Origin of the sequence: Burkholderia sp. AU38729 (assembly GCF_020419725.1) — a bacterium.
Taxonomy (GTDB): domain Bacteria; phylum Pseudomonadota; class Gammaproteobacteria; order Burkholderiales; family Burkholderiaceae; genus Burkholderia.
The window spans coordinates 43,820-58,886 of the sequence record NZ_JAIZQO010000020.1 but is presented as its reverse complement, the minus strand read 5'-3'; the positions used below and the strand labels follow the sequence as shown (position 1 = coordinate 58,886).

Sequence of the window (15,067 nt, the reverse complement as noted above, 5' to 3'; positions counted from 1 at the left end):
TAGCGAAACAGTTTCCGCAATGCAACATTTCCGTAGAGAAAATAAGGATTTTCCCTCGAACGTCGCCTCTAGACCGCCTTTACCGCACCTGACCCCACCCTGTTTACCCGGTCGAGCACTTCGCCCAGCGCATCGCGCAGCAGCGCGACGGGCCGCACCAGCCGGCCAGGCAGCGCGCCGTGCACGATCCACACGTTGATCCGCGTCTCCAGCCCCACGGTTTCCACCACCCTCAGCGCATCGCGATGCGCGCTGCGCGCCAGCGCGTTCGGCGCCGCGATGCCGATGCCCGCGCCGCGCGCGACGAGCGACAACTGCAGCTCCGAGCCGAACGCCTCGACCGCGACGTCGAACGGCAGCCCGGCCGCGCCGAGCATGCGGCTCAGCGCCGAACGCATCCCGCAGCCGTCCTGGCTCAGCACCCACGGAAAACCCGACAGCGTGTCGATCGACAGCGGACCGTCCGGCAGCGGATAGTCGCGCGCGGCGACGAGCACCGTCGGCTGCGTGCCGATCAGCGTCGACGTGAACGTGTCGGGCAGCGTCGAACTGGCCGGCACCATCACGGCCGCGACGTCGAGCGTGCCCCGCTCGACGCCTTGCATCAACGCCGGCGACCAGCCGGCCGTCACCCGCAGCGTGAGGCGCGGAAACGCGTCACGCAGCCGGTCGATCGGCTGCTCGAGCGCCAGCTCGGACAGGAACGGCGGCACGCCGATGCGCAGCTCGCCCGACGGCTCACTGTCCGGCGCGCCCGCCGCCATCAGCTCGTCGACCGCGCCGAGCACGTTGCGCGCGAGCGCGTAGACGTCGCGCCCGGCGGCGGTCGGCTTCAGCGGCTTGCTTTGCCGCTCCAGCAGCGGCATGCCGAGCAGCGTTTCGAGGTTCTGCACACGCCGTGTCAGGCCCGGCTGCGTCAGGTGGAGCTTCGCGGCCGCGGCGACCATCGACCCGCTGTCGACCACCGCGACGAATGCCTGGAGATCACGCGTATTCAAAACAAACTCGCATAATCATGTTATAGATATTTCAATTGTCGCATAAACATCGGACACCTACGATGGGGACTCCTTCGACCCATTCGCCAGGCTTCCGATGAACTGCCCTGCCAACCCTTGCCCCGCCGCCGCGCGCCCGCCCGTCAGCGCGCCGGCCGGCACGCCGCCCGCGCTGAGCGCCGGCATGACACTGTTCTTCGCCGCGACGGTCGGCGTGATCGTGATGGACCTGTTCGCCGCGCAGCCGCTGACGGGCCCGATCAGCGCCGACCTGCACCTGCCGTCCGGCCTGGCCGGCCTCGTCGCGATGCTGCCGCAGCTCGGCTACGCGGCCGGGCTCGTGCTGCTCGTCCCGCTCGTCGACCTGCTCGAGAACCGCCGCCTGATCGTCACGACGCTGGCCGCGTGCGCGGCCGCGCTCGCGCTGCCGGCGTTCACGCGATCAGGCACCGTATTCCTGCTGGCAACGCTCGTGGCCGGCGCCGCGTCGAGCGTGATCCAGATGCTCGTGCCGATGGCCGCGTCGATGGCGCCCGAGGCGCAGCGCGGCCGCGCGGTCGGCAACGTGATGAGCGGGCTGATGCTCGGCATCCTGCTGTCGCGGCCGCTCGCGAGCCTGATTGCGGGCTCGGCCGGCTGGCGCGGGTTCTATGTGCTGGCCGCGCTCGCGAATGCCGCGATCGCCGTGGTGCTCGCGCTGCGCCTGCCGTCGCGCACGCCGTCGATCTCGGCCGGCTACCGCACGCTGCTTGCGTCGATGGGGCGCCTGCTCGCCGACGAGCTGGTGCTGCGCCGGCATGCGCTGTCGGCCGCGCTCGCGATGGCCGCGTTCAGCGCATTCTGGACCGCGGTCGGGCTGCGGCTCGCGCAGCCGCCGTTCGGCCTCGACCTGCACGGTATTGCGCTGTTCGCGTTCGCCGGCGCCAGCGGCGCGATCGTCACGCCGCTCGCGGGCCGTGCCGGCGACCACGGCCATGGCCCGGCCGCGCAGCGGATCGCGCACGGCACGATGCTCGTGGCGCTCGTCGTGCTCGGGATCGCGGGTGCCGGCTGGTTCGGCTTCGACGCACACCTGCATCGCGGCCTCGCGCTCGCACTGCTGGCCGGCGGCGCGGCGCTGCTCGATGCGGGTGTCATCGTCGACCAGACGATCGGCCGCCGCGAGATCAACCTGCTGAACCCGGCCGCGCGCGGCCGCCTGAACGGTCTGTTCGTCGGGCTGTTCTTCATCGGCGGCGCGCTCGGCGCGGTGCTCGCTGGCACCGCGTGGGCCTGGGGCGGGTGGAGCGCGGTGTGCGGCGTGGGGTTTGCGTTCGCCGGCGCGGCCGCCGTCTTCGGGCTCACGGCCGGACGCGGGGCCGGCGCGGCCGCATGGACGCGCCCGCGTGCTTAAGCAAGCGCGTGACGGAGGCCCGAAAAGCAGAACGCCCCACCCTCTTGCGAGGGACGGGGCGTTCGGCGCACCGGTGTCAGTACGAAATCAGTGACGAACCAGCGCCATCATTGCGCCGAAGCCGACGAACAGCCCGCCCGTCAGCCGGTTGAAGATCTTCGCCACGCTCTGGCTCTTCAGCGTCGCGCCGATGCGCGTGCCGAACGACGCGTAGACGAGATACCAGCTCACCTCGATCACCGCGAACGTGACGACGAGAATGCCGAACTGCGGCAGCGTCGGCTCGGCCGCGTTGATGAACTGCGGCAGCAGCGCAGCCGCGAACAGGATCGCCTTCGGGTTGCTGCCCGCGACCAGAAAGCCGTTGCGGAACAGCGTCCCGCGCGATGCCGGCGCGGCCTGGCGCGGCACGGTGTCGACGTCGGCGGCCGGCTGCGCGTCGTCGACGCGTGCGCGCCACGCCTTCACGCCGAGGTAGATCAGGTAGGCCGCGCCCGCGAAGCGCAACGTGTTGAACATCGCCGGCCACGCTTCGAGCACCGCGCCGAGGCCCGCCGCCGACACCGACAGCATCAGCACCAGCGCGCTGAGGCAGCCGGCCATCGTCCACGTCGAACGCCGCAGCCCGTGCCGCGCGCCATGCGTCATCACCAGCAGCATGTTCGGGCCCGGAATCGCCGACACGACGAACACCGTCGCCACGAAAAGCCACCACGTATGCAAGTTCATGCCCGCCTCTGCATCGATGTAAGGGAAAACGAAACGTCGATTATGCCGGTGCGCCGGACTTCTGTCGCGCGACGGCTCAGCGGCCCGCGCGGCGCAGCGCGACTTCGCCGAGCACCGCGAAATCCTGCTCGCCGCCGCCGTGCGCGAGCGCGTCGAGCAGGTTGTCGCGCACGACGCTCGCGACCGGCAGCGGCACCGACACGGCGTCGCCCGCTTCCAGCGCGAGGCGAACGTCCTTCAGCCCGAGGCGCGCCTTGAAGCGCGCGGGCTCGTAGCGCCGCTCGGCGATCATCGAGCCGTAGCCTTCGTAGACGGGGCCCGGAAACACGCTGCCGGTGATCACGTCGAGGAAGTCGCGCATTGCGACGCCGTGCGCGCCGAGCAAGGCAGAGGCTTCGCCGAGCGTCTCGATCGCCGACGCGAGCGTGAAGTTCGCGGCGATCTTCGCAACGTTCGCATGCTGCGGCAGCGACCCGAACCGCCAGGTCTTCTGGCCGATTGCGTCGAACAGCGGCTGCACGCGGTCGATCGCCTCGGCCGGGCCGCCCGCCATGATCGTCAGGCGCGCGGCGGCCGCGACGTCGGGCCGCCCCATCACCGGCGCGGCGACGTAATGGATGCCGCGCGACGCATGCGCGTGCGCGAGCGATTCGGCCAGCGCGACCGACACCGTCGCCATGTTCACGTGGATCAGGCCGCGCGGCGCCTGGGCGAGCAGCGCGTCGTCGAAGATCGCGCGCGCCGCGGCGTCGTCGGCCAGCATCGAGAACACCGCGTCGCCGCGAAACGCGTCGGCCGGCGTGTCGACGATCTGCGCGCCGACGGCCGCGAGCGGCTCGGCGCGCTCGCGCGACCGGTTCCAGACCCGCACCGTGTGCCCGGCCTTCAGCAGGTTCGTCGCAATTGCCTGCCCCATTTCACCCAGCCCGATAAATCCGAGATCCATTTCCCGCTCCTTCGCTCCGTGAAGCGGGGAGTTAAACACAGATGCGTGGCGGCTGCAGGGCACACGGCCGGCCGAGCGCGGTGCCATACTGCCCGCATGGTGACCGCGACCTTCCGCTTCCACGACGAACTGAACGCCTTTCTCCCGCGCGCCCAGCGCGACCGCGCGTTCGGGCACGCATGCGCGCGCGACGCGACGGTGAAGCACGCGATCGAGGCGCTCGGCGTCCCGCACACCGAAATCGGCCGGCTGTGCGTGAACGATGCGCCGGCCGCGCTCGACCGGCCGCTCGACGACGGCGACCGGGTCGAAGCCTTTCCGGAGCGCGCACGGACGGCTGCCGTGAACGGGGCCGCCGCGCCGCCACCAGCGCAATGGCGCTTCGTCGCCGACGCGCATCTCGGCGGCCTCGCGCAACTGCTGCGCCTCGCGGGCTTCGACACCTGCTATGACAACCACTACCGCGACGACGCGCTGGCGGCGCTCGCCGCACGAGAGGGCCGGATCGTGCTGACCCGCGACCGCGAGCTGCTCAAGCGGCGCGCGGTCGAGCGCGGCTGCTACCTGCACGCGCTGCAGCCGGCCGACCAGTTGCGCGAACTGTTCGCGCGGCTCGATCTCGCGCCGCACATGCGGCCGTTCCGGCTGTGCCTGCGCTGCAATGCGCCGCTGCATCCGCTCGACGCGGCCGCTGCCGCGCCGCGCGTGCCGGCCGGCGTCCGGCAGCGGCACCGGCGCTTCGCCGCGTGCGACGTGTGCCGGCGCGTGTTCTGGGAAGGCTCGCACTGGCGGCGCATGCGCACGGTGGTCGACGCGATGCGCGCGCCGCCACCGCCGCCCGCCGATGAACACGAGGCCTGAAAAAAACAAAACCCCGCATGCGTGAACATGCGGGGTCTCGCGACTGGCGGCCGGCGGTGCCGGCCGCCGCGCAACGCGCTTCTTAGTTCTGCGCGCCTGCGTCGTTCGTGCCGGCGGCCGATGCGGCTTCGGCCTTCGCCTTGCCCTTGGCCGAACCGTGGCGCTTCAGCTGGTGCTTCGGCTTGCTGTGATCCTTCTTGGCCGGTGCCGGAGCGGCTGCCGACGTGTCGGCTGCCGGCGCGGACGCCTGTGCGAATGCCGAAACCGATGCGAGTGCGAATGCTGCGGCGATGATCGAAGCGAGCGTCTTCTTCATTGTTCTTCCTTTAGCGGAGAAAAAATCAAACGTACCGGTCAGTAAAGATGCGAGGCATTCGCATCGGAGCCCCAGGCCGCGAGGCCGGCTTGCGCCGTGCCGTCGGGACAAAACCTGACGCACTGGTTCCATAACGCACCGTGTTCGCGGCAAGTTGACACGTTGCTTGCGCCCCTCGGGTTTCCCCGGGGGAGCACGCGTATCCCGGGCCGGCGCCCCGTCCGGCGGCCGCCGCGGCGGCGCTGCAAACCGGCTCGCGCACCGTCGGGGCGACGCTTATACTGGCGTCCATCCGTCCCTTTCCCCGGAAACCGGATCGCGGCCGGTCGCCAGACCGCCGCCGTCTCGAGGCGCTCAAATTGCCCGATCACAACCTGGACAAACTGAAGATCGACCGGCGTCCGCCCGCACCGGCGCCACGCCGTCGCCGGTGGCTCCGCTATGCGGTGGCCGCCGCGCTCGTCATCGGCGCGCTTGCCGCCGGCCTCGCACTCACCGGCCGGCCGGCTGTCGAAACCACCGCCGTCACGTCCGCCTACCCGTACCAGAACGACACGCAGCTCAATGCGACCGGCTACGTCGTGCCGCAGCGCAAGGCCGCGGTCGCGTCGAAGGGCCAGGGGCGCGTCGAATGGCTCGGCGTGCTCGAAGGCACGCGTGTGAAGCAGGACGAGATCATCGCGCGGCTCGAAAGCAACGACGTGCGGGCATCGCTCGCGCAGGCGCGCGCGCAGGTGCAGGTGTCCCGCGCGAACCTCGGCGTCGCGCAGGCGGAACTGAAGGATGCGGAGATCGCGTTGCGCCGCACGTCGGCGCTCGCGCCGCGCGGCGCCGTGCCGGCCGCGCAGCTCGACACCGACACGGCCCGCGTGAACAAGGCGCGCGCGACGCTCAACAGCGACCAGGCCGCGATCGCGTCCGCCGAGGCCAACGCGCAGGCCGCGCAGGTCGCGGTCGACCAGACGGTGATCCGCGCGCCGTTCGACGGCATCGTGCTCGCGAAGCACGCGAACGTCGGCGACAACATCACGCCGTTCTCGTCCGCATCGGACAGCAAGGGCGCGGTCGTGACGATCGCCGACATGGACACGCTCGAGGTCGAGGCCGACGTCGCCGAATCGAACATCGCGAAGATCCGCGCCGAGCAGCCGTGCGAGATCCAGCTCGACGCGCTGCCCGACATGCGCTTCGCGGGCCGCGTGTCGCGCATCGTGCCGACCGTCGACCGTTCGAAGGCCACCGTGCTCGTGAAGGTGCGCTTCGTCGACCGCGACGACCGCGTGCTGCCCGACATGAGCGCGAAGATCGCGTTCCTGTCGAAGCCCGTGTCGGCGCAGGACCGGCGGCCCGTGACGGCCGTGCAGGCCAGCGCGGTCGTGGAGCGCGACGGGCGGCCGGTCGTGTTCGTCGTGAAGGACGATGTGGTGCGCGCCGTGTCCGTGACGCGGGGCATGCGGATCGGCGAACTCGTCGCGCTCACCGGCGTGAATCCCGGCGACACGGTCGTGCTCGCGCCGGGTGCGAAGCTGAAGGACGGCGCGAAAGTGACCGTCGCGAAGAAGTAGCGCACGCGTGAACGACGCTCCGCCGCCCCTCGTCGAGATCAGCCACGTCGCGAAGTCGTACCGGCGCGGCAACCAGATCGTGCCCGTGCTGACCGACATCACGCTCGATATCCGCGAAGGCGACTTCGTCGCGCTGATGGGGCCGTCCGGCTCCGGCAAGAGCACGCTGCTGAACCTGGTGGCCGGCATCGACCGGCCCGACAGCGGCGAGCTGCGCGTGGGCGGGCTCGACATCTCGCTGCTCGCGGAGGCGCAACTGGCCGAATGGCGCGCGGCGAACGTCGGCTTCATCTTCCAGTTCTACAACCTGATGCCGGTGCTCACCGCGTTCGAGAACGTCGAGCTGCCGCTGATGCTCACCCACCTGTCGCGCCGCGAGCGGCGCGAGCGCGTCGAACTCGTGCTCGACATGGTGAACCTCGGCGACCGGACGAGCCATTACCCGTCCGAGCTGTCGGGCGGCCAGCAGCAGCGTGTCGCGATCGCGCGCGCGCTGATCACCGATCCGGTGCTGATCGTCGCCGACGAGCCGACCGGCGACCTCGACCGCACGTCGGCCACCGACGTGCTCGCGATGCTGCAGCGGATGAACGCCGAGCTCGGCAAGACGATCATCATGGTGACCCACGACGCGCACGCGGCCGGCGCCGCGCGCTCGCTCGTGCATCTGGAAAAAGGGGAGCTGATCGATGGGCACGCCGGCTGACCGGCTCCGGGAGCGCGCGCAATGTACGTGCTGAAGCTGATCGCGCGCAATGCGATGCGGCACCGGCTGCGCACGCTGCTGACCGTGCTCGGGCTCACCATCGCCGTGCTCGCGTTCGGGCTGCTGCACACCGTGGTCGACGCGTGGTACGCGGGCGCGGCCGCTGCCTCCAGCGGGCGGCTCGTCACGCGCAACGCGATCTCGCTCGTGTTTCCGCTGCCCGTGAGCGACGAGAACCGGATCCGCGGCGTCGAAGGCGTGACGGCCGTGGTCCGCTCGAACTGGTTCGGCGGCATCTACCGCGACCCGAAGAACTTCTTCGCGAGCTTCGCGGTATCGGACAACTATCTCGACCTGTACCCGGAATTCATCATCCCGGCGCAGCAGCGCGCCGACTACGACCGCGACCGCCGCGGCTGCCTCGTCGGTCGCCAGCTCGCGACGCAGTTCGGCTTCAAGATCGGCGACGTGATCCCGCTGAAGGGCACGATCTACCCGGGCACGTGGGATTTCGTCGTACGCGGCATCCTGGACGGCCGCGACGACTCGACGATCACGCGGCAGCTGGTGTTCCACTGGGAATACCTGAACGAGACGGTGCGCCAGCGCACGCCGAAGCAGGCCGACCAGGTCGGCGTGTTCGTGCTCGGCGTCGCGAACCCCGACGACGGCGCGTCGATCGCGCGCAACGTCGACGCGGTGTTCAAGAACTCGCTCGCCGAGACGCTCACCGAAACCGAGCAGGCGTTCCAGCTCGGCTTCGTCGCGATGTCGAACCAGATCATCGCGGCGATCCGCCTCGTGTCGTACGTGGTGATCCTGATCATCATGGCCGTGATGGCCAACGCGATGGCAATGAGCGCGCGCGAGCGCACAGCCGAATACGCGACGCTGAAGGCGCTCGGCTTCGGCCCCGGCTTCCTCGCGCTGATCGTGTTCGGCGAATCGGTCGTGATCGCGGTGGCCGGCGGCGGGCTCGGGATCCTCGCGACGCCGCCCGCCGCGAGTCTCTTCAAGCAGGCGGCCGGCGGCATCTTCCCGGTGTTCAAGGTGTCGACCGAGACGGTCGTGCTGCAGGCCGCGTGCTCGGTCGCGGTCGGCTTCGCGGCGGCGATCGTGCCGGCGTGGCAGGCGGCGCGCGTGCGCGTCGTCGAAGGCCTCAGGGCAATCGGTTAGGCGGGCACATGGCGATCCCGCTCAACTACATCGCGCGCAACCTGTGGACCCGGCGGCTCACCACCGCGCTGACCGCCGGCGGGATGGCGCTCGTGATCTTCGTGTTTGCGACCGTGCAGATGCTCGACGCGGGGCTCACGAAGACGCTCGTGTCGACCGGCGAACCCGACAACGTGGTAGTGATCCGCAAGGGCGCCGAAACCGAGATCCAGAGCTCGATCGACCACCAGCAGGCCAATGCGCTAGAGATGCATCCGGCCGTCGCGCTCGGCCCCGACGGCCGGCCGCTCGTGTCGAAGGAAGCGGTCGTGCTGATCTCGCTGGTGAAGACGTCGTCGGGCAAGCCGTCGAACGTCGTGATCCGCGGCGTGTCGCCGGCCGGCCTCGCGCTGCGCCCGCACGTGAAGCTCGTCGCCGGCCGCATGTTCGCGCCCGGCTCGTCGGACATCATCGTCGGCAGCGCGATCGCGAAGGGCTTCAGCGGCACGCAGCTCGGCGACAGCCTGCATTTCGCGCAGCGCGACTGGACCATCGTCGGCATCTTCGACGCGGGCGGCAGCGGCTTCGATTCGGAGATCTGGGGCGACGTCGACCAGCTGATGCAGTCGTTCCGCCGTACCAGCTATTCGTCGATGGTGCTGCGCATCCCGAGTGCCGACGGCTTCGCGCGCTTCAAGGCCGACATCGACGTCGACCCGCGCCTCACCGACGAGGCGAAACGCGAACAGACCTTCTACGGCGACCAGTCGAAGGCGCTGTCGACGTTCATCAACATCCTCGGCATCACGCTGTCGACGATCTTCTCGATCGCCGCGATGATCGGCGCGATGATCACGATGTATGCGTCGGTCGCGAACCGCGTCGCCGAGATCGGCACGCTGCGCGCGCTCGGCTTCAAGCGCACCAACGTGCTCGCCGCGTTCCTGCTGGAAGCGCTGCTGCTCGGCTTCGTCGGCGGTGTGGCGGGGCTCGCGTGCGCGTCGCTGATGCAGTTCGCGTCGTTCTCGACGACCAACTTTCAAACCTTCGCCGACCTGTCGTTCCGCTTCGTGCTGACGCCCGCGATCGTCGTGAAGACGCTGCTGTTCTCGCTCGTGATGGGGCTCGTCGGCGGGTTCCTGCCGGCGATGCGCGCCGCGCGGCTGAAGATCGTCGACGCGCTGCGCGCGCAGTGACGCGCGCCGGCGCTCACGTTCAACGTTCGCGCGGCACCCACGCGCCGTGGAACCCGGCCGGCACGCGGCGCGGCAGGTGCACGGTGGCAACCGGCCCCGCATCGATCGCGCGCGCATCCAGGATCACGACGTCGCTCGTATCGGTCGCCGCGCGGTAGACCATCACCAGCAGCCAGCCGTCGTCCTCGTTCGCGCCGCCCGGGCGCGGCACGAACACCGGCTCGCTGTTCTGGTCGCCGGGCGGCACCGCGTAGCGCGTGGTCGTGCCGCTCGTGTGATCGAAGCGCATCACGCCGCGCATTTCCACCGGGTTCGGCTGCTCGACCGCATACAGGTAGCGGTAGCGGCGCCCCGTCCGGATTTCGTTGATGCGCGGCATCTCGATGCCGCCGTCGGCGAGCGGCCCTTCGTCGATCAGCCCGTTCGCCGTATCGATCACGTAGCGCCACAGCTCGCCGACCGGGTTGTCGGCGAAGCGGCCCGTGCCCGCGTCGAGCCGCAGGTACGACGGATAGCGCACCGCATCGAGCACGATGCACGACGCGTCGCAGTCGTATGCGTTCACGACGTGCAAGATGAAGCACGGCTCGACGTCGAACCAGCGCACCGCGCCGCCGTGGCGCGGGAGCACGCCGATGCGCGCAGGCCGGTCGTCGTGCCAGCGCAGCGGCATCCGGTGGCCCTGCTTCAGCAGCGAGAAGTCGTAGCCGACGTTCAGGTCGAGCAGCAGGCTGCGGGTTTCGGTGATCGCGAGGTCGTGCATCATCGAAGGCGCGTGCAGCGCGATCTCGAGATCGACGCGCTGCACGCCCTGCGCGTCGGCGACGCCGTAGCGCAGCCACGGTGCGCGCCAGTCCGCGCGGAACGCGATCAGCTCGCCGGTCACCGGATCGACCTTCGGATGCGCGGTCATCCCGCCGCCGAGGCCCGCGTGCCGCGCCGGCACGCCGAGCGAATCGAGCGTGGCCGTGATAGCGAACGGCGCGCCGCCCTCTGACAGCGCGAGCAATTCGCCGGCATGCTGCAGCACGTTCACGTTCGGGTTGGTGTCGGGCAGTTGCGATGCTTCTTCAGGCGCATGCACGGCGGCCCAGCGCTGCGTGCGCGCCCAGCGGTTCCGGTAGCCGGTCGCGCGGCCGCCTTCGAACGCGATCGCGTGCAGCATCGCGGCTTCCGGCCACCACGACAGCACGTCGTTCCCTTCGAAGCGGCCGCCCGGCGGATTCGGGCCGTTGCGCAGCAACGTGCCGGCGAGTTCGTGCGGGATCGCGCCCGTCACGCGCAGGTCGACGAGATCGACCTCGTCGGCAACCGGCGCGATCGCGCCACGGTTCAGATCGAATGCGGTCATGGCGTCCGATGCTCCTGTCAGCAGTCTTCGGTGGACGGCGGCAGTTCGCCGCGCGCCAGTGCGAGCGCGTGGTCGCGGACGTCTTCCGGCCAGCCGGCGATCAGCTCGGCGAGCCGCGCCAGGTCGTTCGCATACAGCGCGCGCGCGGCCTCCTCGAAACCGGGCAGGTCGCCGGCCATCGCCGACATGAAGTGGTAGGCGCGCGCCTGCGCGTCGCGTCGCCGGTCGGCTTCCGCATGGGTGCGCCGTGCGTCCTCGACGAGCTTGCGCAACGCGACCGACGCGCCGCCGGGCTGCGTGGCCAGCCATTCCCAGTGACGCGGCAGCAGCGTGACCTCGCGCGACACGACGCCGAGCTTCGGCCGGCCGCGGCCGCGCTGTTCTCCCGCGCCGGCCGGCTCGCCGGAGCCGGCCGATGCATCGCCCGACGGCGGCGCATAGCGCGCGCGGATCTCGTCCGCCGTGCCGCGCAAGTCGAGGTCGATCGAGCGCCCCGTCGCATCGTCGAAGATCAGGATCGTGGTGGACATCGCGTCGCCGGCAGCCTGGCGGACCGCGAGCGCGACGGTCACGAGCGGGCCCGACGCGAGCCGCCGGTGGCCGTCGAACGCCGTGTAGGAAGGAAGCAGTGTGGTGGTGCTCATCGTGGTCACTCGCAGGCTGGAATCGGAATAGCGCTATTTTTATCCGGGTATAAACCAGATGTCAATATCACCCGGGTAAAAATATTCCGGCAGCCCTGGCACGGCCCTGGGCCAGCTCACCGATCGATTCAATTGCTGAATCGATCAAGTCAGCAATTGGCATGAAGGCGCAAATTTCGACATGACAGAATGGCCCGGACGCCCTGCCCACGGGCAGCGGCGTCCGGCCTCCGGCCGGCAGCACCCACACGAATGGCGCGCACCGACGCGCCTGCCGCACGACGGCACCTTCCGCCCTTCGGAGGAGACAGTCATGAATCCGCTTCACGCGCTGCCGGCGTCCGCGTCGGCAACGGCCCGTCGCACGCGCGTGCGCTGGCTGGTGCTGGCCGTCCTGTTCGCGGTCACGACGATCAACTACGCGGATCGCGCGGCGATCGCGATCGCCGGCCCGAGCCTCGCCCGCGCGCTGCACCTGAGCCATGTGCAGATGGGCTTCATCTTCTCCGCGTTCGGCTGGTCGTACGTGGTCGCGCAACTGCCTGGCGGCTGGCTGCTCGACCGCTACGGGTCGCGCATCGTCTATGCGTTCAGCATCTTCTTCTGGTCGCTGTTCACGCTGCTGCAGGGCGGAATCGGCTTCTTCGGCGGCGCGGCCGCGTTCGCACTGCTGTTCGGGCTGCGCTTCCTGGTCGGCGCGGCCGAGGCGCCGTCGTTCCCGGCCAACAGCCGGATCGTGTCCGCGTGGTTCCCGGCCGCCGAACGCGGTACCGCGTCGGCGATCTTCAATGCCGCGCAGTACGCGGCGACCGTCGTGTTCGCGCCGCTGATGGGCTGGCTCGTGCACGCATTCGGCTGGCAGTCGGTGTTCGCGGTGATGGGCGTGCTCGGCCTCGCGTTCGTCCTGGTGTGGAACCGCACGATGTACGACCCGAAGGACCACCCGACCATCAATCGCGCGGAACTCGACTACCTCGCCGAAGGCGGCGCGCTCGTCAACATCGACCAGGCGACGGGCGGACGCGACGGCGGCCCGTCGATGCGCCACGTGAAGGCGCTGCTGAAGAGCCGGATGCTGATCGGCGTGTACGTCGCGCAGTACTGCATCAACGCGCTCACCTATTTCTTCATCACCTGGTTTCCCGTCTACCTCGTGCAGGCGCGCGGGATGTCGATCCTCAACGCGGGGCTCGTCGCGTCGATCCCGGCCGTGTGCGGGTTCCTCGGCGGGATTCTCGGCGGCGTCGTGTCCGACGGGCTGCTCAAGCAGGGCCGCTCGCTGTCGGTCGCGCGCAAGGTGCCGATCGTGGTCGGCATGCTGCTGTCGATGTCGATGATCGTCTGCAACTACACCGATTCGCACGTGCTCGTCGTGCTGTTCATGGCGCTGTCGTTCTTCGGCAAGGGGCTCGGCGCGCTCGGCTGGGCCGTCAACGCCGACACCGCGCCGCGTCAGATCGCGGGCTTGAGCGGCGCGCTGCTCAACACGTGCGGCAACCTCTCGAGCATCACGACGCCGATCGCGATCGGCTACATCGTCGACCGCAGCGGCTCGTTCAACGGCGCGCTCGTCTATGTCGTCGCGCACGCGCTCGTCGCCGTGATCTGCTACCTGTTCGTCGTCGGCGAGATCCGCCGCGTCGAGCTTCAATGAACGGCACGGGCCGCACCGGCGCAGCCGGCGGCCCGTGCCCCACCGGAACCAGGAGCGAACCGATGTCCGAATCCCGCCGTGCCGGCACCCCGCACGTCACGCGCATGCAGGTGATTCCCGTCGCCGGCCGCGACAGCATGCTGCTCAACCTGTGCGGCGCGCACGCGCCGTACTTCACGCGCAACCTCGTGATCCTCGACGACAGCAGCGGACACACGGGCGTCGGCGAAGTGCCGGGCGGCGAAGGCATCCGCCACGCGCTCGAGCGCATGACGGATCTCGTGGTCGGCCAGTCGATCGGACGCTACCAGGCGACGCTCAACGCGGTGCGCGCGGCGCTGTCCGGCGCGGGCACGGGTGCGGGCCGCACGATCCGGCACGAGGTGACGTCGGCCGGCGAAGCCGCGGTGCTGCGCCAGCCGCACGAGATCAACCTGCGGCTCGACAACGTGATCACCGCGATCGAGGCCGCGCTGCTCGACCTGCTCGGCCAGCATCTCGACGTGCCCGTCGCCGCACTGCTCGGTGAAGGACAGCAGCGCGATGCGGTGCCGATGCTCGCGTACCTGTTCTATCTCGGTGATCGCGGCCGCACCGACCTGCCGTATCGCGACGAGGCGCAGGCGTCGGACGCCTGGTTCCGGCTGCGCAACGAGGAAGCGCTCACGCCGGCCGCGATCGCGCGGCAGGCCGAGGCCGCGGTCGAGCGCTACGGCTTCGCCGATTTCAAGCTGAAGGGCGGCGTGATGGCCGGCGCCGACGAGATGGAAGCGATCGCCGCGATCAAGGCGCGCTTCCCCGACGCCCGCGCGACGCTCGACCCGAACGGCGCGTGGTCGCTCGACGAGGCCGTCGCGCTATGCCGCGGACAAGGCCACCTGCTCGCGTATGCGGAAGATCCGTGCGGGCCGGAAGGCGGCTATTCGGGCCGCGAGGTGATGGCCGAATTCCGCCGCGCGACGGGCATTCCGACCGCGACCAACATGATCGCGACCGACTGGCGGCAGATGGATCATGCGGTGCGGCTGCAGGCAGTCGACATCCCGCTCGCCGACCCGCATTTCTGGACGATGCAGGGCTCGGTGCGGCTCGCGCAGCTGTGCCGCGACTGGGGGCTCACGTGGGGCTCGCATTCGAACAACCACTTCGACGTGTCGCTCGCGATGTTCACGCATGCGGCGGCGGCCGCGCCCGGCACGATCACCGCGATCGACACGCACTGGATCTGGCAGGAAGGCGATGCACGGCTTACATGCGAGCCGCTGAAGATCGTCGGCGGCCAGGTGGCCGTGCCGGAGCGGCCGGGGCTCGGGATCGAGCTCGACATGGCGCAGGTCGAGGCCGCGCATGCGCTTTATCGGCAAGTCGGCGGCACGGCGCGCGACGACGCGGTCGCGATGCGCTATCTCGTGCCGGGATGGACGTACGATCCGAAGCGGCCTAGTTTCGGGCGGGGGTGAAGGCGGCGGCGGGCAGCGGCGGGTGGTTGCCAAACACCGGAAACGCCCGCATCCTGCTGGCTGCCTGAACCTGCCCGCGTGGCGACCGGTTCG

General features: G+C 70.0%; 14 protein-coding genes. 8 read left to right on the top strand and 6 right to left on the bottom strand.

Annotation, left to right across the window (positions count from 1 at the left end; genetic code table 11):
- Positions 1-68: 68 nt before the first annotated feature.
- The gene (locus LGM56_RS35170) at positions 69-998 is read right to left on the bottom strand and encodes a LysR family transcriptional regulator (protein ID WP_226208071.1); all 930 of its coding nucleotides are present in this window, start codon (positions 996-998) and stop codon (positions 69-71) included.
- Positions 999-1,095: 97 nt separating this feature from the next.
- On the opposite strand from LGM56_RS35170, the gene LGM56_RS35165 reads away from it, so the two are divergent.
- Positions 1,096-2,391, top strand: a complete 1,296-nt coding sequence (locus tag LGM56_RS35165) for an MFS transporter (RefSeq protein ID WP_226208070.1) — start codon at positions 1,096-1,098, stop codon at positions 2,389-2,391.
- Positions 2,392-2,478: 87 nt separating this feature from the next.
- Here LGM56_RS35165 and LGM56_RS35160 read toward each other — a convergent pair whose 3' ends face one another.
- A complete protein-coding gene (locus tag LGM56_RS35160; protein ID WP_226208069.1) occupies positions 2,479-3,120 on the bottom strand; it encodes a LysE family translocator in 642 nt (213 codons plus the stop codon).
- 76 nt (positions 3,121-3,196) lie between these two features.
- Positions 3,197-4,153 (bottom strand): NAD(P)-dependent oxidoreductase, encoded by a 957-nt coding sequence (locus LGM56_RS35155; protein WP_226208068.1) that lies wholly within the window; start codon positions 4,151-4,153, stop codon positions 3,197-3,199.
- Between the two features lie 9 nt (positions 4,154-4,162).
- On the opposite strand from LGM56_RS35155, the gene LGM56_RS35150 reads away from it, so the two are divergent.
- Positions 4,163-4,927 (top strand): Mut7-C RNAse domain-containing protein, encoded by a 765-nt coding sequence (locus LGM56_RS35150; RefSeq protein WP_089493918.1) that lies wholly within the window; start codon positions 4,163-4,165, stop codon positions 4,925-4,927.
- An 82-nt stretch (positions 4,928-5,009) separates the two neighbouring features.
- On the opposite strand, the gene LGM56_RS35145 is transcribed toward LGM56_RS35150, so the two are convergent.
- Positions 5,010-5,243, bottom strand: coding sequence for a hypothetical protein (locus tag LGM56_RS35145; protein ID WP_089424267.1), 234 nt, complete (start codon positions 5,241-5,243; stop codon positions 5,010-5,012).
- Between the two features lie 359 nt (positions 5,244-5,602).
- Between LGM56_RS35145 and LGM56_RS35140 the strand changes: the two genes are divergently transcribed.
- From LGM56_RS35140 to LGM56_RS35125, 4 genes are read left to right on the top strand one after another with little or no spacing between them, the layout of a single operon-like run.
- Entirely contained in the window at positions 5,603-6,808 is a 1,206-nt protein-coding gene (locus LGM56_RS35140) for an efflux RND transporter periplasmic adaptor subunit (protein ID WP_226208067.1), read from the top strand.
- A gap of 7 nt (positions 6,809-6,815) precedes the next feature.
- Positions 6,816-7,514 (top strand): ABC transporter ATP-binding protein, encoded by a 699-nt coding sequence (locus tag LGM56_RS35135; protein ID WP_089471978.1) that lies wholly within the window; start codon positions 6,816-6,818, stop codon positions 7,512-7,514.
- Between the two features lie 21 nt (positions 7,515-7,535).
- The gene (locus tag LGM56_RS35130) at positions 7,536-8,690 is read left to right on the top strand and encodes an ABC transporter permease (protein WP_226208066.1); all 1,155 of its coding nucleotides are present in this window, start codon (positions 7,536-7,538) and stop codon (positions 8,688-8,690) included.
- Positions 8,691-8,698: 8 nt separating this feature from the next.
- The gene (locus tag LGM56_RS35125; protein WP_226208065.1) at positions 8,699-9,865 is read left to right on the top strand and encodes an ABC transporter permease; all 1,167 of its coding nucleotides are present in this window, start codon (positions 8,699-8,701) and stop codon (positions 9,863-9,865) included.
- 19 nt (positions 9,866-9,884) lie between these two features.
- Here the strand turns inward: LGM56_RS35125 and LGM56_RS35120 are convergent, their stop codons facing one another.
- Together LGM56_RS35120 and LGM56_RS35115 are read right to left on the bottom strand one after the other, a co-directional pair.
- On the bottom strand, positions 9,885-11,216 hold the full coding sequence (locus tag LGM56_RS35120; RefSeq protein WP_226208064.1) for a carotenoid oxygenase family protein: 1,332 nt from the start codon (positions 11,214-11,216) through the stop codon (positions 9,885-9,887).
- A 17-nt stretch (positions 11,217-11,233) separates the two neighbouring features.
- Entirely contained in the window at positions 11,234-11,860 is a 627-nt protein-coding gene (locus tag LGM56_RS35115; RefSeq protein WP_226208063.1) for a DUF2239 family protein, read from the bottom strand.
- A 313-nt stretch (positions 11,861-12,173) separates the two neighbouring features.
- Here LGM56_RS35115 and LGM56_RS35110 point away from each other — a divergent pair, with 313 nt between their 5' ends.
- Positions 12,174-13,514 carry an MFS transporter gene (locus LGM56_RS35110; RefSeq protein ID WP_226208062.1) on the top strand — a complete coding sequence of 447 codons (1,341 nt, stop codon included), beginning with the start codon at positions 12,174-12,176 and terminating at the stop codon, positions 13,512-13,514.
- 62 nt (positions 13,515-13,576) lie between these two features.
- Positions 13,577-14,974 (top strand): enolase C-terminal domain-like protein, encoded by a 1,398-nt coding sequence (locus LGM56_RS35105; RefSeq protein WP_226208061.1) that lies wholly within the window; start codon positions 13,577-13,579, stop codon positions 14,972-14,974.
- Positions 14,975-15,067: the final 93 nt, after the last annotated feature.